The 17,963-nt window shown below is 68.6% G+C and carries 15 protein-coding genes and 1 riboswitch; of the genes, 2 read left to right on the top strand and 13 right to left on the bottom strand.

Going from position 1 to position 17,963, the window contains the following annotated elements; translation table 11 throughout:
* Positions 1 to 25: 25 nt before the first annotated feature.
* Positions 26 to 1,168: a branched-chain amino acid ABC transporter substrate-binding protein gene (locus WS61_RS21770; RefSeq protein WP_059503402.1), complete on the bottom strand. Its 1,143-nt coding sequence runs from the start codon at positions 1,166 to 1,168 to the stop codon at positions 26 to 28.
* A gap of 438 nt (positions 1,169 to 1,606) precedes the next feature.
* A complete protein-coding gene (locus WS61_RS21765; protein WP_059503312.1) occupies positions 1,607 to 2,689 on the bottom strand; it encodes a nitronate monooxygenase family protein in 1,083 nt (360 codons plus the stop codon).
* A 225-nt stretch (positions 2,690 to 2,914) separates the two neighbouring features.
* Here WS61_RS21765 and WS61_RS21760 point away from each other — a divergent pair, with 225 nt between their 5' ends.
* Both WS61_RS21760 and WS61_RS21755 read left to right on the top strand, forming a co-directional pair.
* Positions 2,915 to 3,607 (top strand): dienelactone hydrolase family protein, encoded by a 693-nt coding sequence (locus WS61_RS21760; RefSeq protein ID WP_059503310.1) that lies wholly within the window; start codon positions 2,915 to 2,917, stop codon positions 3,605 to 3,607.
* An 81-nt stretch (positions 3,608 to 3,688) separates the two neighbouring features.
* Entirely contained in the window at positions 3,689 to 5,167 is a 1,479-nt protein-coding gene (locus WS61_RS21755) for an amidase (protein ID WP_059503308.1), read from the top strand.
* Between the two features lie 105 nt (positions 5,168 to 5,272).
* Here the strand turns inward: WS61_RS21755 and metF are convergent, their stop codons facing one another.
* The 11 genes from metF to WS61_RS21700 form a co-directional block, all read right to left on the bottom strand.
* A complete protein-coding gene (metF, locus tag WS61_RS21750) occupies positions 5,273 to 6,103 on the bottom strand; it encodes a methylenetetrahydrofolate reductase [NAD(P)H] (RefSeq protein WP_059503306.1) in 831 nt (276 codons plus the stop codon).
* A gap of 30 nt (positions 6,104 to 6,133) precedes the next feature.
* Positions 6,134 to 6,487: a phage holin family protein gene (locus tag WS61_RS21745; RefSeq protein WP_006477367.1), complete on the bottom strand. Its 354-nt coding sequence runs from the start codon at positions 6,485 to 6,487 to the stop codon at positions 6,134 to 6,136.
* 97 nt (positions 6,488 to 6,584) lie between these two features.
* Positions 6,585 to 8,003: an adenosylhomocysteinase gene (gene ahcY, locus WS61_RS21740; RefSeq protein ID WP_059503304.1), complete on the bottom strand. Its 1,419-nt coding sequence runs from the start codon at positions 8,001 to 8,003 to the stop codon at positions 6,585 to 6,587.
* A 32-nt stretch (positions 8,004 to 8,035) separates the two neighbouring features.
* A riboswitch (S-adenosyl-L-homocysteine riboswitch) is annotated at positions 8,036 to 8,154 on the bottom strand.
* A 97-nt stretch (positions 8,155 to 8,251) separates the two neighbouring features.
* On the bottom strand, positions 8,252 to 8,986 hold the full coding sequence (locus tag WS61_RS21735) for an RNA polymerase sigma factor FliA (protein WP_059503301.1): 735 nt from the start codon (positions 8,984 to 8,986) through the stop codon (positions 8,252 to 8,254).
* 22 nt (positions 8,987 to 9,008) lie between these two features.
* On the bottom strand, positions 9,009 to 9,827 hold the full coding sequence (locus WS61_RS21730) for a flagellar biosynthesis protein FlhG (protein ID WP_027806797.1): 819 nt from the start codon (positions 9,825 to 9,827) through the stop codon (positions 9,009 to 9,011).
* Positions 9,820 to 11,643 (bottom strand): flagellar biosynthesis protein FlhF, encoded by a 1,824-nt coding sequence (gene flhF / locus WS61_RS21725; protein WP_059503299.1) that lies wholly within the window; start codon positions 11,641 to 11,643, stop codon positions 9,820 to 9,822. Before flhF ends, WS61_RS21730 begins: the two co-directional genes overlap by 8 nt.
* A complete protein-coding gene (gene flhA / locus WS61_RS21720; RefSeq protein ID WP_059503297.1) occupies positions 11,640 to 13,742 on the bottom strand; it encodes a flagellar biosynthesis protein FlhA in 2,103 nt (700 codons plus the stop codon). Before flhA ends, flhF begins: the two co-directional genes overlap by 4 nt.
* Positions 13,739 to 14,938 (bottom strand): flagellar biosynthesis protein FlhB, encoded by a 1,200-nt coding sequence (flhB, locus tag WS61_RS21715; protein ID WP_059503295.1) that lies wholly within the window; start codon positions 14,936 to 14,938, stop codon positions 13,739 to 13,741. Before flhB ends, flhA begins: the two co-directional genes overlap by 4 nt.
* Before the next feature lie 445 nt (positions 14,939 to 15,383).
* The gene (locus tag WS61_RS21710) at positions 15,384 to 15,890 is read right to left on the bottom strand and encodes a VOC family protein (protein WP_059503293.1); all 507 of its coding nucleotides are present in this window, start codon (positions 15,888 to 15,890) and stop codon (positions 15,384 to 15,386) included.
* A gap of 163 nt (positions 15,891 to 16,053) precedes the next feature.
* Complete coding sequence (locus WS61_RS21705; protein ID WP_059503291.1) at positions 16,054 to 17,289, bottom strand: DUF3443 family protein; 1,236 nt, start codon at positions 17,287 to 17,289, stop codon at positions 16,054 to 16,056.
* Between the two features lie 16 nt (positions 17,290 to 17,305).
* A complete protein-coding gene (locus WS61_RS21700) occupies positions 17,306 to 17,809 on the bottom strand; it encodes a DUF2844 domain-containing protein (protein ID WP_059503289.1) in 504 nt (167 codons plus the stop codon).
* Between the last annotated feature and the right edge of the window lie 154 nt (positions 17,810 to 17,963).

The following is a 17,963-nucleotide window of genomic DNA, read 5'->3' as shown; positions in this document are numbered from 1 at the left end:
CCCCTGCTGTTGACCGCTGGTCGCGTTACATCTTCACTTCGTCGAGCAGCGACTTCTTGCCGCTCTTGTAGTTGTACAGCGAAATCACGCCGTGCTGCAGGTCGCCCTTCGAATCGAAGGTCGTCGTGCCGATCACGCCCGTGTATTTCGTCGCCGGCATCGCCGCGAGGATCTTAGCCGGGTCAACCGAGTTCGCGCGCTTCATCGCGTCGGCGATGATGTACACGGCGTCATACGTGAACGGCGCGTAGATCTGGATCGGCTGGCCGAAGCGCTTCTCGTACTTCGCCTTGAACGCGCTGCCGCCGGGCATCTTCTCGAGCGAAGCACCGGCTTCCGAGCACACGACGTTGTCGGTCGCGTCGCCGGCCAGGTCGGCCAGCTTCTCCGTGCACACGCCGTCGCCCGCGAAGATCTTCGCGCGCAGGCCGAGCTGCTTCGCCTGCTTCGCGAACGGGCCGCCGGTAGCGTCCATGCCGCCGTACATGATCGCGTCCGGGTTCTCGCCCTTGATCTTGGTCAGAATCGCGCGGAAGTCGACCGCCTTGTCGTTCGTCGCGTCATGCGACATCACCTTCAGGCCGAGCGCCTTCGCCTTCTTCTCGAACTCGTTCGCGAGACCCTGGCCGTACGCGGTCGAATCGTCGACCACCGCCACGCTCTTGATGCCCTTCGAGTGCGCGTAGTTCGCCAGTGCCGGGCCCTGCTGCGCATCGGTCGCCACCACGCGGTACGTGGTCTTGAAACCTTGCTGCGTGTACACCGGGTTGGTCGCCGACGGCGAAATCTGCACGATGCCCGCATCGCTGTAGATCTTCGAGGCCGGGATCGACGTGCCCGAGTTCAGGTGGCCGACCACCGCGACGACCTTGTCGTCGACGAGCTTCTGCGCAACCTGCGTCGCCTGCCGCGGGTCGGCGGCGTCATCCTGCGGGTCGAGTTGCAGCGTGATCTTCTGGCCGCCGATCGTGAGACCCTTCGCGTTGATCTCCTCGACTGCGAGACGCGCGCCGTTTTCGTTGTCCTTGCCCAGGTGTGCAATGCCGCCCGTCAACGGCGCGACGTGGCCGATCTTGACGACTTGATCGGCGCACGCGTTGCTTGCAGCTGCAGCACACAGCATCGCCGCTGCGGTGATCGGCAACAGCTTTTGCATCTTGATATTCATGTAAGTCTCCAGTTCGGTCCCAAAAAACGCCATCGCCCGGTGCCCCGCTGCCATCCCCGTGTTTGCAATCACTGGACGATTCGCCGGTTGCATCGTTCATGCACTTGGCCTCAAGCACGTGAAAACCGCCGCTTTTAGCGGCCGCCCGCCCGTACTTGCGCGCAAGTGTAGGTGATCAAATTAATTTGTGGGACTTTTTTGGGGTAGTGGTAACACTACCGATATGTGCGCTTTGGAAGGAGGACTCGAATAGCGCTGCAAGCCCCGACGGATAAGGGTTTCCGCTAATTCGCGACATACTTTCGAAAGGTCGTTTCGACCCATTCGCGAGGGCATTTCGATTCGGTATTTTGTGCCCGCGATCGTTGAATGAAACGCGCGTGACACCACGCGCGTTTCGTCGTCCGGTATCGATCGTTCTGGCGGATGAAGCAGCGTTCAGGCGGCCGCCGCACGCCATTCCGCGTCGAGCGCGGCGACCAGTTGCGACGTCGTCAGCGCATCGCCGCGCCGCCGCGCGAGCGGCGCGCCCTGCCCGGCCCACAGCGACAGGTAGTCGCCGTCGTTCGCGCGCGCGGCGGCCTGGCGCAACGGCTGGGTCAGCGCGTTCTGGATCGGATACGGTGCGGCGTCCGCGACATGCTCGCCGAGCCGCGCCATCAACGCGTTGCGCAGCCCGCGTGCATGACGGCCGGTGATCGCGCGCGTGACCTGCGTCGACGTATCGGCGCTCGCGAGCAGCCGCGCCTTCCAGTCCGCCGCGATCGCGCTTTCCGCGCAGGTGAGGAACGCGGTGCCGAGTTGCGCGCCCTGCGCGCCGAGCGCGAGCACGGCCGCGATGCCGCGGCCGTCCATGATCCCGCCCGCGGCGAGCACGGGCAGGCCCGTCGCGTCGACGAGCTGCGGCACGAGCGCGAGCGTGCCGATCAGCGCATCGTCGGCGGAACCGATGAAGGTGCCGCGATGGCCGCCCGCCTCGGCGCCTTGCGCGGAGATCGCGTCGGCGCCGGCCGCCTGCCACGCGAGCCCTTCGGCCACGTGCGTCGCGGTGCCGATCACATACGTGCCGGCGGCTTTCAGGCGTGCGACGTCGGCCGCGTCGAGCACGCCGAACGTGAAGCTCGCGACCGGCACGCGCAGCGCAACGAGCGCATCGAGCTGCGCGCGGAAATCCGGCGCGTAGCGCGCAGGCGCCGTGCCCGGCGGCAAGCCGAGCGTTGCGTTCAGCGGATCGATTGCGGCCAGCGCGCGCGCGACGGTCGCCGCGTCGGGCGCGGCTTCATCGGGCAGCACGAACAGGTTGATCGCGAACGGGCGATCGGTCGCCGCGCGGATCGCGGCGACTTCGGCTTCGATACGTTCGGGCCCGAGCGCGCCGGCGCCGAGGCTGCCGAGCGCACCGGCATTCGACGCGGCCGCGACCATCGCGGTCGTGGTCGCGCCGACCATCGGCGCCTGCACGAGCGGCAGGCGCAGGCCGAAGCGTTCGGAAAAGGGCGTGGAAAACGAGCGGGCAGACATGGCGAATCCTTGGATGACGATGCGCGAAAGCGCTTTGTAAAGGCCGACAACATCGACTCTATCGAAGCGGCGCGGCGCCGAAAAATGAATAATCGAGATCGAAACGATCGCTGCGCGAGAAGCGGCCGCGCGCGCTGCAGCACCGGACGATCGGTGGCACACTAGGCCGCCCTCTACTTGTTCCCCGGGGCGCCTCGCGCACCCCGTACGCCAGGAGTTCAAAACGTGACTGCCCAATGGATCGACATCCCGACCGGTAACGACAGCTTCGGCGGCTATCTTGCACTGCCCAAGCGCGGCAAGGGCCCTGCCGTCATCATCATCCAGGAAATCTTCGGCGTGAACGCGCACATCCGTTCGGTCGCCGACCAGTACGCGGCCGACGGCTTCGTCGCGCTCGCGCCGGACGTGTTCTGGCGCACGCAGCCGCGCGTCGAGCTGACCTACGACGGCGCGGATCGCGACAAGGGCATCGAGCTGATGAAGAAGACCGACGTAGGTCTCGCGGTCGCGGACATCGGCGCGGCGGCCGACGCGTTGCGCGCGCGCCCCGAAGTGGGCGGCAAGCTCGCCGCGATCGGCTACTGCTTCGGCGGCCAGCTCGCGTACCGCGCGGCGGCGACCGGCAAGCTCGACGCGGCGGTGTCCTATTACGGCGGCGGCATCCACAACGCGCTCGATCTCGCCGGCCAGGTCAAGCAGCCGATCCTGTTCCACTACGCGGAAAACGACCACGGCATTCCGCTCACCGCCGTCGACCAGGTGAAGGCCGCGTTCGCCGGCCACGGCGATGCGTCGTTCCACGTGTACCCGGGCGCCGAGCACGGCTTCAACTGCTCGGACCGCGCATCGTACAACCAGCGCGCGGCGGCGCTCGCGCACGGCCGCACGTTGACCTTCCTCGCCGAGCACCTTTAAAAAAGGCACGACCGCGGGCCCGCCACGCCGGGCCCGCGTTATGCTCGCACCATCGCCACGCGTGACAACGGGGGTGACGCGATGCACTCGGACTATCTCGCGCATGATGCAATCGGCCTCGCCGCGCTCGTGCGCGAGCGCCGCGCAAGCCCGCGCGAACTGCTCGACGCCGCGATCGGCCAGGCCGAAGCGGTCAACGGCGCGATCAACGCGATCGTGCTGCAGGACTACGAAGCCGCGCGCCAGCGTGCGGCGGCAGCGCCCGCGCTGGGCGCCGACGCGCCGTTCGCGGGCGTACCGTATCTCGTCAAGGATCTCGGCGCGGCGGTCGCCGGGCTGCCGCTGTCGATGGGCAGCCGGCACTACCGTTACTTCGTGCCGGCCGACGATTCGCCGGTGATCGCGCGCAGCCGCGCGGCCGGCCTCAACGTATTCGGCAAAACCAACACATCCGAGATCGGCCAGATGCCGTACACGGAACCGGAACTGTTCGGTGCGTGCCGCAACCCGTGGAACCTCGATCACACGCCCGGCGGTTCGAGCGGCGGCGCGGCGGCGGCCGTTGCGGCCGGCATCGTGCCGCTCGCGCATGCGTCCGACGGCGGCGGCTCGATCCGCATTCCGGCGTCGTGCTGCGGGCTGTTCGGCCTGAAGCCGAGCCGCAACCCGGTGCTCGTCGACCTGCCGTCGAACGGCGAACTCGTCGTCCAGCATGCGGTGTCGCGCAGCGTGCGCGACAGTGCGCTGCTGCTCGACGTGACGACCGGCCAGACACTGCCGCCCGGCGCGGCCGGCACCTTCCTCGGCGCGCTCGATACGCCGCCCGGCCCGCTGCGGATCGGCCTCGTCGTCGATCCGATGCTCGCGCCGGCGCTCGCCGACGACACGCGCGCGGCGCTCGACGATGCGGCCGCGCTGCTCGAATCGCTCGGCCATCACGTCGAGCCGGCGACGCTGCAACTCGACTACGCGCGCGCGGCCGAAACCTTCCTGACGCTGTGGGCGACGATCGCCGAGGAAATGGTGCTCGGCGCGCGCGAACTGACCGGCCGCACGCCGCGGCGCGGCGAATTCGAGGCCGCGACCTGGGCGATGGCCGTGGTCGGCCGCCGCCTCGCGCGCACGCGGCTGCCGGACGTGCTCGAATGGCAGCGCCAGCTCACCGTGCAGGTCGCCGGCCTCGTGTCGCGCTACGACGCGATCCTGTGCGCGTCGCTCGCCGGGCCGCCGGTGAAGATCGGCGAATTGCAGCCGACGCCGTTCGAATCCGCGCAGATGAAGCTTCTCGCCGCGCTGCCGGTGAAACCGCTGCTGAAGGAAATGCTCGCGAAGTCGTCGGAGAAGGCGTTCGCGTGGGCCGGCTGCACCGAGCTGTTCAACCTGACCGGCCAGCCGGCGATGTCGGTGCCGCTGTACTGGAATGCGCGCGGACTGCCGATCGGCGTGCAGTTCGCCGCGCGCCACGCCGACGACGCGTTGCTGCTCCGGCTCGCGCGGCAGCTCGAACAGGCACGGCCGTGGTTCGACCGCCGCCCGCCGCTGATGCAGGCACAACGCTGACGCGCGCACGTTTGCGCCACGCGTCCCGCGTCGCCCGTCACGATAAAAAAAGCCCCGCCGGCACGAACCGGCGGGGCCGTTGCGCATGCAACCGCGTGACGGCGCTTACACCGCGAGCCGTTCGCAGATCGTCCGCGTCGCGGCCGCTGCGTTCAGCGTGTAGAAGTGCAGCCCCGGCACGCCCGCGTCGATCAGGCGCTGGCACAGGCTCGTGACGACGTCCGCGCCGAACGCACGGATCGACTCGCGATCGTCGCCGAAGCTCTCGAGCCGGCGCGCGACCCAGCGCGGCACTTCGGCGCCGCACATCTCGGAGAAGCGCATCAGTTGCGAGAAGTTCGTGATCGGCATGATGCCCGGCACGATCGGCACGTCCACGCCCAGCTTGCGCGCATCGTCGACGAAGCGGAAATACGCATCCGCGTTGAAGAAATACTGCGTGATCGCGGAATTCGCGCCGGCTTTCACCTTGCGCGCGAAGCTCTCGAGATCGGCCTTCGGCGACCGCGATTGCGGGTGGTACTCCGGGTAGCCCGCGACCTCGATGTGGAACCAGTCGCCATGCTCGGCGCGGATGAAGCTGACGAGCTCGGACGCATAGCGCAGCTCGCCGACCGCGCCCATCCCCGACGGCAGGTCGCCGCGCAGCGCGACGATGTGCCGGATGCCGTGCGAGCGGTACTGGTCGAGAATCGCGCGCAGGCTGTCGCGCGACGAGCCGATGCACGACAGGTGCGGCGCGGCCTCGAGGCCGCCCTTCTGCATGTCGAGCACGGTATCGAGCGTGCCCTGCTGCGTCGATCCGCCGGCGCCGAACGTCACGGAGACGAATTTCGGCTTCAGCGGCAGCAACTGCGCGCGCGTGGCGCGCAGCTTCTCGACGCCGTCCGCCGTCTTCGGCGGGAAGAATTCAAACGAGAGTTCGATCGGTTTCATGATTCGATGGGGTTGGGCCCATGCCCGCCCTCAGCCGATGTCGCGCTGGCCGAAGATCAGGGCGGACAGCAGCCACGACACGATGCTGTACAGGATCGAACCGAAGAACGCGGACCAGAACCCCGACACCTCGAAGCCCTTCAGCAGCGACGACGCGAACCAGAAGCACAGCGCGTTCACGACGAGGATGAACACCCCGAGCGTGACGATCGTGACGGGCAGCGTCAGCAGGATCAGCACCGGCCGGATCACCGTGTTGATCAGCCCGAGCACGACCGCGATGATCAGCGCGGTGCCGAAGCTCTTGATGTGGATCGACGGCACGAGGTACGTGATGATCAGCAACGCGAGCGCGTTGATGACCCAGGTGAGGATGACGCTCATGGAGTGCTCCGGTTCGGTTGTCGATCGGTACGATCGGTGAGCGCCGCCGCGCCGTGCGCCCCGCGGCGGGTACGCACGGCACGGCGGCGGACGCGCATCAGTAGCGGTAGTGGTTCGGCTTGAACGGGCCGTCCTTCTGCACGCCGATGTACGCAGCCTGCTCGTCCGACAGCACCGACAGGTTCGCGCCGATGCGCGCGAGGTGCAGGCGCGCGACCTTTTCATCGAGGTGCTTCGGCAGCACGTACACCTTGTTCTCGTATTGATCGCCGCGCGTGAACAGTTCGATCTGCGCGAGCGTCTGGTTCGCGAACGAGTTCGACATCACGAAGGACGGGTGGCCGGTCGCGCAGCCGAGGTTCACGAGGCGGCCTTCGGCCAGCAGGATGATCCGCTTGCCGTCCGGGAAGATGATGTGGTCGACCTGCGGCTTGATGTTTTCCCACTGGTACTGGCGCGTCGACGCGACGTCGATTTCCGAGTCGAAGTGGCCGATGTTGCAGACGATCGCGTTGTGACGCATCGCCTTCATGTGATCGTGGTTGATCACGTGGTAGTTGCCGGTCGCCGTCACGAAGATGTCGGCCTTGTCGGCCGCGTATTCCATCGTCACGACGCGGTAGCCTTCCATCGCCGCCTGCAGCGCGCAGATCGGATCGATTTCGGTGACCCACACGGTCGCGCCCAGGCCGCGCAGCGATTGCGCGCAACCCTTGCCCACGTCGCCGTAGCCCGCGACGACCGCGACCTTGCCCGCGATCATCACGTCGGTCGCGCGCTTGATGCCGTCGACGAGCGACTCGCGGCAGCCGTACAGGTTGTCGAACTTCGACTTGGTGACCGAATCGTTCACGTTGAACGCCGGGAACGGCAGGCGGCCGTCCTTTTCCATCTGGTACAGGCGATGCACGCCGGTCGTGGTCTCTTCGGTCACGCCCTTGATGTGCGCGAGGCGCTTCGAGTACCAGTTCGCGTCGACGTCGAGGTGCGCCGCGATCGACTTGTACAGCGCGACTTCTTCCTCGTTGGTCGGCTTCGCGATCACCGAACGGTCCTTCTCGGCCTTCGAGCCGAGGATCAGCAGCAGCGTGGCATCGCCGCCGTCGTCCAGGATCATGTTCGCGAATTCGCCGTTCGGCCATTCGAAGATGCGGTGCGAGAACTCCCAGTATTCGTCGAGCGATTCGCCCTTGAACGCGAACACCGGCGTGCCGGCTTCGACGATCGCGGCAGCAGCGTGGTCCTGCGTCGAGAAGATGTTGCACGATGCCCAGCGCACGTCCGCGCCGAGCGCCTTCAGCGTCTCGATCAGCACGCCCGTCTGGATCGTCATGTGCAGCGAACCGGCAATGCGCGCGCCCTTCAGCGGCTGCTGCGCCTTGTATTCGTCGCGGATCTGCACGAGGCCCGGCATTTCGGTCTCGGCGATGTTCAGTTCCTTGCGGCCCCAGCCGGCCAGCGCCATGTCGGCGACGACGTAATCGTGGGAAGCCTTGGAATCGATAATGGCGTTCATCACGCCCTCCTTTCTAAAAAGTTTCTAGATTGGTGACGTGAGCGCCGTTCAGGAAGCGGGGCCGGCGCGGAAAAATCGCTGCACGGCTGCTTGGTGAAGCCTTCCGAGCCTGGCGGACGCTGGATGGTCCGTCGCAACGCTCCTCGGAAAACGGAGGGGATTGTAGCAAATCGGCGCGCGAAATGCGCGAGCGCCGGGCAACCGCGGCACGGGCGCGCGGCGTCGGCGCGCGCGGCCGCCCCAAAGGGTCAGGATTCGGCGCCGACCCACGCCTGTTCGCGCAGCCGCGCACGCAGGCGCGCGACGGCCTGGCTGTGCAACTGGCACACGCGCGATTCGCTCACCTCGAGCACCGCGCCGATCTCGCGCAGATTCAGACCCCGTTCGTAGTACAGCGACATCAGCAGCTTCTCGCGCTCCGGCAGCCGCTCGATCGCGTCGACCAGCGCCTCGCGCAGGTGCTCGTCGAGCAGCGCCGACAGCGGATCGGCGTGATCGACGCGATAGCGGTCGAGAAACGGCTCGTCGTCGGCCGCGCGGTCGAAATCCTCGTAGTAGATGAGCTGGCTGCCGTGCAGGTCCTGCAGCATCCCCTGGTATTCGTCGAGCGGCATGTTCAGGTGCTGCGCGATCTCGGTTTCGCTCGCCGAGCGGCCGAGGTGCTGCTCGACCTGGTGCACCGCGTGCTCGACCTCGCGCGACGTCTTGCGCAGGCTGCGCGGCAGCCAGTCGTTGCTGCGCAGCTCGTCGAGCATCGCGCCGCGGATGCGCTGCGTCGCGTAGGTTTCGAATTGCGCGCCCTGGTCTTCCTTGTAGCGGCCGGCCGCATCCATCAGGCCGATCATGCCGGCCTGGATCAGGTCGTCGAGATCGACGCTCGCCGGCATCTTCGCGACGAGCTGCAGCCCGAGGCGGCGCACGAGCGGCGCGTATTGCGCGAGCACGTCGGCCTGGGACATCTTTCCTTGAGCGTTGTACATCATGGCTCCCTCCTTCGGGTGGCGCTCACGCGGCGTGTGCCGCGCCCGCCTCGTACGACGGCTTGCCGCCGGCGTGGACCGCGCGGCCCGCGCCCGAACGCGGGCGCATCGGCCAGTACAACAGGTCGGCGGCAATCTGCCGGTAGTCGCGCGCAGCAGCCGACGACGGGAACGCGTCGACCACCGCATGCATCAGTTCGCGGGCGTGCTCGACGAGCGGATCGGCGCTCACGCAGCCGGCGTCGGCGATCGATACGGTCAGGTAGCGGCTCGCGACGCCCGCGAGGTTGTCGAAGGCCGTCTTCGCGTCCGCGTGGCTGCCGACCTGATTCGTCAGCACGCGGAACTGCGCGAACGCGTGTGCGAAATGCAGCCGCTTCATGCACGCGTACGCCTCGGTGATCGCCTGCGCGGCGACCCGCGTGACGACCAGCACGTCGTGTGCTTCGCGCGCGAGCGCCGAGAACGACCCGTCGGCGCCGAGCTGCGCGTCGACGAGGACGATGTCGGCCGGGCCGTCGATGAAGTCGCTCAGTTGCGCGTCGCTGTAGCCGGCGCGCGCGAGCCGCGCGGCGCCGCACAGGCCGAAGCCGGCCGCCACCCGCGTGCGTTCGCCGTCGCGCAGCCACGCGCCGGCGAGCGTCGCGCTGGCCGAATGCACGTCGGCGCGCTCGTCGACGACGAGCACGTCCTTGCCGAGCGACGCGAGCGCCGCCGCGAGGTTCACCACGGTGGACGTGCAGCCGACGCCCGCCGGGCCGCCCGTCACCGCGACGATGCGCGACGCGCGCCCGGCCAGCAGGCGCCGCAGCCCTTCTGCCTGGTCGATGATCCGTTTATCCAAATCGCACCTCGTGCAGCTCGGCGGTGGAACGTGCGGTCAGTGCGGAAAGCAGCGTCGGCATGTCCTCGTCTTGCGGCACGAAGGGCGAGCCGTCGCGCGGCACACAGAACGCGCTCTTCAGCAGGAATCGGGTCGACGCGACGTACAGGTTCTCCGGCACCTTCTGGCCGGTCGACACGTAGTGGACCGGCAGCTTGTAGCGGATCACCGTGTCGAGCACGCCGCCGAGGTGGGTCGCCTCGTCGAGCTTCGTGAGAATGCAGCCGGCCAGGTCAGGCCCGGCCAGGTCGGGATGCTCGCCCGCGCTGCGGTACGCCTGCACGACTTCGTTCAGCGTGTCGCCGTGGCTCGTCGCGTTCAGCAGCAGCAGGCGCTGCACCGGCGCGTTCGCGCCGTGCAGCATCGCGATCTGATCGGACACCGCGCGGTCGCGCTGGCTCATGCCGATCGTGTCGATCAGCACGATGTGCTTGTTGCGCAGCTCGGACAGCGCGAGCGCGAGGTCGCCCGCATCCTTCACCGCGTGAACCGGCACGCCGAGAATCTTGCCGAAGATGCGCAGTTGCTCGTGGCCGCCGATCCGGTAGCTGTCGGTGGTCAGCAGCGCGACCTTGCTCGCGCCGAAGCGCATCACGCAGCGCGCGGCCAGCTTTGCGGTGGTGGTCGTCTTGCCGACGCCCGTCGGCCCCATCAGCGCGAACACGCCGCCGCGCTCCATCAGCGCGTCCTCGCTGTCGAGCACCGGCAGGTTCGACGCGAGCACCGACTGCGCCCATTCGGCGGCCTGCTCGAAAGTCTGTGCGCCGTCGCCGGATGGCAGGTTGTCGACCAGCATCCGCACGAGCTGCGCGGAGAAGCCGGCCGCGAACAGGTGCTTCGTCAGCGCGCCGTGGACGGCGCTGCGACGCTGGCGGTCGTGCCACATCAGGCTGTCGAACTGCTCCGTCATCATCCCGCGCAGCTCGCCGAGCTCCTGCATCACGGTGTCGTTGACGATCCGCTCGATGCGCGACTTCACCGCATCGGCTACCGCGGCGGCCGTGTCCGCGGACAGGCGCGTGCGCTCCGTCGCCTTGGCGGCGTATGCGCCCATGTCGGAGGCGCGCTTCGTGGCGGCCGGCGATCCGGCGGCCGGCGCTCCGGCGGCCGGCATCCGGCGTTCCGCGTCGCGCACGATGTCGCGCGCCCAGTCGTGCGGCGTCGCGCCGGCCGCGGCTTGCGGCGCGGGCGCGCCCGCCCGCGGCTCGGCCGGCGCCTGCGCGCGGGCCATCAGCGCGTCGCGCTGCTGCGTCAGGCGCTTCGCGTGCTCGACCAGCCACGGCGCGGGTTCGGAAGTGGCGGCCGGCGCGCCGGCGGCCGACGTACCGGCGACGGGCGTACCGGCAGCGGGCGCACCGGCCGTCGCTGCCGCGATCGAAGACGCTGCCGCCGGCTCGTCGGCATCGATCGACGAAGCGTGCACGTCGGCCTCTTGCGCGTCGGCGCTCGCGCCGAACACAGACGAGAACACGTCCGGCAGCCCGCCTGCGCCCGCCGCATACGGATTGACGGCCGGGCGCGGCGCCATGCCCGGGCGCGATACGATGCCCGGCACGGCGGCGGCCGGCACGGATTCCGGCTGGCGCGACGTCGCGAGACGCGGACGCGCGGCCGGCGGCGCCACCGCGGCGAGATCCGAATCGGCGAGTGCAACGATTTCGACGCTGCCGTCATCGAGCGTGCGGTTCGACAGCACGACCGCGTCGGCGCCGAGCGCCTCGCGCACGAGACGAAGTGCGTCGCGGCTCGTTGCGCCGGTGAATTTGCGAATGTTCAAGCGGAACCCCCGATGACGTTAACGACTTTGATCGTGCGCGTGTCCGGCACTTCGGCATACGACAGCACTTTCAATTGCGGCAGGCTGCGGCGCAGGAAACGCGCGAGCATCGCGCGCAGCGCGTGCTGCACGAGCAGCACGGGCGGCAGCCCGAGATTCTGTTGACGCAGCATCGCCTGCTGCGTGCCGGTCAGTAGGTTGTGCGCGAGGCCGGGTTCGAGGCCCGGGTTCGCGCCGGTGGCGAGCGCCTGCGACAGCACGCGCTCCAGATTCGCGTCGAGGCCCATCACCTGCATTTCGCCGTTGCCCGGATACCACTGCTGCGTGATCGCGCGGCCGAGCGAGAGCCGCACCGCGGCCGTGATCTCGTACGCGTCGCCGCGGCCCGCATGCTCGGACACGGCCTCGAGGATCGTGCGCATGTCGCGGATCGGTACGCCTTCCTCGAGCAGGTTCTGCAGCACCTTCTGCAGCGTGGTGAGCGAGATCGTCTTCGGCACGAGGTCCTCGACGAGCGACGGCGCGTCCTTGCCGGTGCGCTCGACGAGCGCCTGCACTTCCTGGCGGCCGAGCAGCTCGGCCGCATGCTGGACGACGAGATGGTTCAGGTGCGTCGCGACGACCGTGCTCGCGTCGACCACCGTGTAGCCGTACACCTGCGCCTGCTCGCGCAGCGCGACGTCGATCCACACGGCCGGCAGCCCGAACGCGGGATCCTGCGTGACGGCGCCCGGCAGCGCGGCCGTCACCTGGCCCGGGTTGATCGCGAGCCACTGGCCCGGGAACACTTCGCCGACGCCGATCTCGACGCCCTTCAGCGCGATCCGGTACGCGTTCGGCCGCAGTTCGAGGTTGTCGCGGATATGGATCACCGGCGGCAGGAAGCCGATTTCCTGCGCGAATTTCTTGCGGATGCTCTTGATGCGCTTGAGCAGCTCGCCGTCGCTGTTCTTGTCGACGAGCGGAATCAGCCGGTAGCCGACTTCGAGACCGAGCGGGTCGATCAGCTGCACGTCGTCCCACGTCGCTTCGTGGCTGTCGGCCGGCAGCACGGCGGGCGGCGCGATGTCGGTCACGTCGCCGGCCGCCTTGCGGGCCGCCGCGCGCCTCGTCTGCGTGCGCGCCAGCCAGATCGCGCCGCCGCCGAGCGCGAGGAACGCGAAGTGCGGCATCCCGGGGATGAGCCCCATCAGCGCGATGATCGCGCCGGTGATGTTCAGCACGCGCGGGTTCGTGAACAACTGGCCGGTGATCTGCGTGCCGATGTCCTCGTCGGTCGCGACGCGCGACACGATCACGCCGGCCGCGGTCGAGATCACGAGCGACGGGATCTGCGCGACGAGGCCGTCGCCGATCGTCAGCAGCGTGTAGTTGGTGCCGGCCGCGGCGAACGACATGTCGTGCTGGACCATCCCGACGATCAGCCCGCCGATCACGTTGATCGCCATGATGATCAGGCCGGCGATCGCGTCGCCGCGCACGAACTTCGACGCGCCGTCCATCGACCCGTAGAACTCGGCTTCCTGCGATACCGCGAGGCGCCGCTTGCGCGCCTGTTCCTCGTTGATGAGGCCCGCGTTCAGGTCGGCGTCGATCGCCATCTGCTTGCCGGGCATCGCGTCGAGCGTGAAACGCGCGGACACTTCGGCGATCCGCCCCGCGCCCTTCGTGATCACCATGAAGTTGATGATCATCAGGATCACGAACACGACGATGCCGACCGCGAAGTTGCCGCCGACGAGGAAGTGGCCGAACGCCTCGATCACCTGGCCGGCCGCGTCCGGCCCGGTGTGCCCTTCGAGCAGCACGACGCGCGTCGACGCGACGTTCAGCGACAGGCGCAGGAGCGTCGAGAACAGCAGCACGCTCGGGAACGCCGCGAAGTCGAGCGGCTTCATCGTGTACATGCTGACGAGCAGCACCATCACGGACAGCGCGATGTTGAACGTGAACAGCAGATCCAGCAGCAGCGGCGGCAGCGGCAGGATCATCATCCCCAGGATCATGCAGATGAGGATCGGGCCCGCGAGCGCGCGCAGGTTCGTGCCCGCGAACGGGTTCGCGCGCTTCGCGAACAGGCCGGTGGTCGGGGTGCTCATGCTGCGCTCCCTTGCTTGCCGAGCGTGTCTTCGGCTTCTTCGCGCTCGTCGTCGGCGGACACCGACGCGCCCTTGTCGAGTTCGGCCGGCACGTCGAGATCGACCGGCACCGCCGGGAACGCGCCGCCTTCCGAACGGAAGCGCTTGAGCTGGTACACCCACGCGAGCACTTCGGCGACCGCCGAGTACAGCGAACCGGGGATCTCGCGCTCGAGTTCGACGTTGTGATACAGCGCACGCGCGAGCGGCGGCGCTTCGAGCAGCGGCACGTTGTGTTCGGCCGCGAGCTCGCGGATGCGCGCGGCGACGAGGTTCACGCCCTTCGCGACGACCTTCGGCGCGCGCATCTCGCCGTCCGTGTATTGCAGCGCGACCGCGAAGTGCGTCGGGTTCGTGACCACCACGTCGGCCTTCGGCACGGCCGCCATCATCCGGCGGCGCGCGATTGCGCGCTGCTGCTGGCGGATTCGCCCCTTCACGTGCGGATCGCCTTCGTTCTCGCGATGCTCGCGCTTCACTTCTTCCTTCGTCATGCGCAACTTCTTGTTGTACTGCCAGAGTTGGTAAGGCACGTCGAGCCCGGCGACCACCAGCATCCCGGCGACCGTCGTGCCGCAGCACACGGCGACCAGATGCAGCGCATCGGGCAGCGCGGCGCCGAGCGGCTGCGTCGCGAGACCGAGCAGTTCATCCTTGCTGCGCCAGATCGCGATGCCGCCGATCCCGCCGACGACGAGCGTCTTCGCGACCGACATCCCGAGCTGGATCGGGCCCTGGATCGAGAAGATCCGGCCGAGGCCCGAGATCGGGTTCAGGCGGTCGAACTTCAGCTCGAACGTCTTTGGCGAAATCAGCCAGCCGCCGAGCGCCATCGGCGCGAGCAGCGCGGCGACGCCGGTGAGCGCGAGCAGCGGCAGCAGCGCGGCGAAGCCTTCGAGGCTCGCGCTGCCGGCCGCCGACAGCATCCGGTTGGTGTCGAACGCGGTCGCGCGATCGAAGGTGAACGCGCCGCGCAGCATCGCCTGCAGGTGCCCGCCCGACGGACCCGCGAGCAGCCATGCGCCGTAGAATCCCGCCGCGAGCAGCGCGAACGAAGCCAGTTCGCGCGAACGCGCGACCTGCCCCTCCTCGCGCGCCTTCTCGCGGCGCCTGGGAGTGGCGGCTTCGGTCTTGTCGAGATCGCTCTCGTCTGCCACGGGGCCTCCGGTCGGGTACGGCGGAATGCCGCTTTCCAGTGACACCGATTATTCATGGAGGCGTCAAACGCCGATCGGTCGAGCAAAGCCGGGAAAGGGGGGTATTTCGGGCAATCGGGCGAGTCGCCGCAAACGCTGTCGGATCGGGGCGGAACGATGCGACGCGGGGCGGAAAACGGTCCGGTCGGTGCATGGGCGAAGCGGCGGTCGCAACCGGGACGGCCGCGGCGTAATGCGAGGGGGAACGGTGAAACGACGGGGGAAAGATCGGGGGAAACGGGGCCAGACGCAAGGGAGTCGGGAGTCGGGAGTCGGGAGTCGGGAGTCGGGAGTCGGGAGTCGGGAGTCGGGAGTCGGGAGTCGGGAGTCGGGCGTCGGGCGTCGGGCGTCGGGCGTCGGGCTTCGGGACAGGCCGGCGGCCGCCGGCCCGAACGACCTGAGCGGCCTAAGCGGATTCGCCTGCCGCCGCCCGCTGCAGCGCGCCGAGATCGAGCTTCTTCATCGTCATCACCTGCGCCATCACGCGCTCGGCGCGGGCCGGGTCGCCCGTCATCAGTTCGGCCATCTGCACGGGCACGACCTGCCACGACACGCCGAAGCGGTCGCGCAGCCAGCCGCATTGCTGCGCGCGCTCGTCGCCGCCTTCGGACAGGCGCGCCCAGTAATGGTCGATCTCGTCCTGGTCGCGGCAGTTGACGACGAACGACACGGCCGGCGTCATCTGGAACACGGGGCCGCCGTTCAACGCGACGAACGCCTGCCCGTCGAGCTCGAACGCAACGGTCATCACCGCGCCCTCGGCGTTGCCGGACGCGTGCGCGCCGGCCTTGCCGTAGCGCGCGACGTGCACGATACGCGCGTTGTCGAACACCGATACGTAGAAATCGGCCGCCGCCTCGGCGTCGCGGTCGAACCACAGGAACGGCGTGATGCGCTGGATACGCGGGTTCATGGCGTTGTCTCCTCGATGTCGTGCCGGCACCGGTGCCGGTCTTACATCGTAGGCGCTATGCCGGCGTCTGGCAGCGATCCGGTCCGTAGCGCACGCCCGGCGCATCGGAATAAAAAAGGGGGCGATCGCTCGCCCCCTCGTTGCTGCGTCCGGCCGTGCCGCGTCAGAACGCGACGAACGGCTGCGCGCCGCCGCTCGCGGTCTTGTCCATCCCGAAGTAGATCGTCTTGCCGTAGAAGTGCGGCATGCCGATGTCGAGCCAGCTGGACGAGCCGAACGGGCCCGCGATGTCGTTGAACGCGAACGTCGACGGGTTCGCGAACAGCGCATCCGCGTTCGCGACCGTCATCGACACGGTGCCCGACGCGCCGTTCTGGCCGCTCAGCGTGGCCGAGTAGGGCGTCGTGGCCGACGGGCAGTAGAACTGCGTATTCCTCGAACAGACCGTCTGCGAATCGTTGAAGAAATACGCGTTCGAGCCCGTATCGAAGAACGCGGTCACGTTGCGCCCCTGGAACGTCGCGCTGACGTCGCCGGTCGTGGTCGACGTCATCACCGTCTTGCCGCTCAGGCTCGGCAGGCCGAACGTCAGCGTGCCGGTTGCGCTCGCCTGCCCGCTGGACGAGATGTCGGGCATCTGCACGCTCACGCCGTCGTTGTTCGCGAACCGATGCACCGGGTTGGCCACCTGCTGCGCGAGCGGCACGAGCGCGACCGTGCAGCTCGCGTTGTCGCCGTTCGGGCACGCGTAGTAGTTGTTGCTCGTCGACGTCGACGTCGCGCAGGTCGTGCCGCAGTCGTACGGCGCCGGCCCGATGCCGAGGATCCCGTTCGCGCCGAGCGCGCCGGTCGAGTTGGCCGACGCGCCGCCGTTCGTGCACGAGCTCGGCACGTTCGTCGTGCCGAGGTCGCCGATGATCTGCACGGGCAGCGAGCTCGCCTGCTCGGCGCCGATCGACAGGTCGACGGTGCGCACCGACCCCCACGTGTAGCTCGACACGAACTTGCCGCATTCGGCGACCGGCGCGCCGCCGCTCGTCACCTGCGGCAGGCTGTCGTGCACACCCGCCACCGCGCTGCCGACGAGCCGCAGCCCGTAGGACGCGGTATCGACGAGCACGTTGTTGACGATCTGGCAGTTCGACGTGCCCGGCACGCAGACCTTCACGCTGATGGTCGGGATGTTGATCACGTTCGCGGCGCCCGCGCCGACCGTGATGACGGCCGTGTTGCCGCTGTTGCCGTCGGATCCGCCCGAGCCGTTGCCGCCCGTGTTGCCGTTGTTGGCCGAACCGCCACCGCCGCCGTCGCCGCCGCCGCATGCCGTCACGAGTACGGCCGTTGCGGCCAGGAGGCCCAGCACGCCGAGCCAGCGCTTGAATGTACGAGGAATGCTCAAGATCGCTCTCCCGCTGTCACTGGATATCGGTGCCGGCCACGCCGGCCGGCAGCGCCGACGGCAGCCATGCCTGGCCGGAGAAGGCGCCCATGTGGCCGCCCGTCCGGATCACGAGGCCGCTCGTCTCGACGGCCACCGGTGCGCGCCAGCCGCGCGCCCGGTGCGCCGCCTGGACGCCGGCGGTGTACTGCGGGAAATAGCTGCCGAGCAGCGACGCGAGATCCGGCATCGTCGGCCCGCGCCACGCGAGGCCGAACACGCTGCCGGCGGCCGACGTGTATTCGTGGATGACGGTGCCCGATCCGAGCGTGATCTCGCGGACGGTATAGGCGGCCGTGCTCGTCTGCACGCCGTCCGCCGAGCGCATCGCGCGCTGCAGCGCACGCACGGTGGCGGCCTGATCGTCCGCCGGCGGCGACATCGGCGCGCCGCCCAGTTCCGCGTGTGCGTGGACGGCCCACAGCACACCCATTGCAGCCGTCGCATGCGCGACGGTCCAGCCCAAGCGTTTCAGCTTCACGTTCCCCCCCACGGGACTGGCTTCGTTGCCGACGGCGCCGCCATCGGCCCACGCCGCCTGCCAACTTATCAATCTTACGGATGACGCTACGTTGCTGCTGACGCGTAGTATGCCTGCGGAGTGTGGTGAAGTGTCAATTCGACGCAGGATCGCG

This window comes from Burkholderia sp. ABCPW 11, assembly GCF_001523445.1.
Taxonomy (GTDB): Bacteria; Pseudomonadota; Gammaproteobacteria; order Burkholderiales; family Burkholderiaceae; genus Burkholderia.
This window is presented reverse-complemented; position numbering and strand designations above follow the sequence as displayed.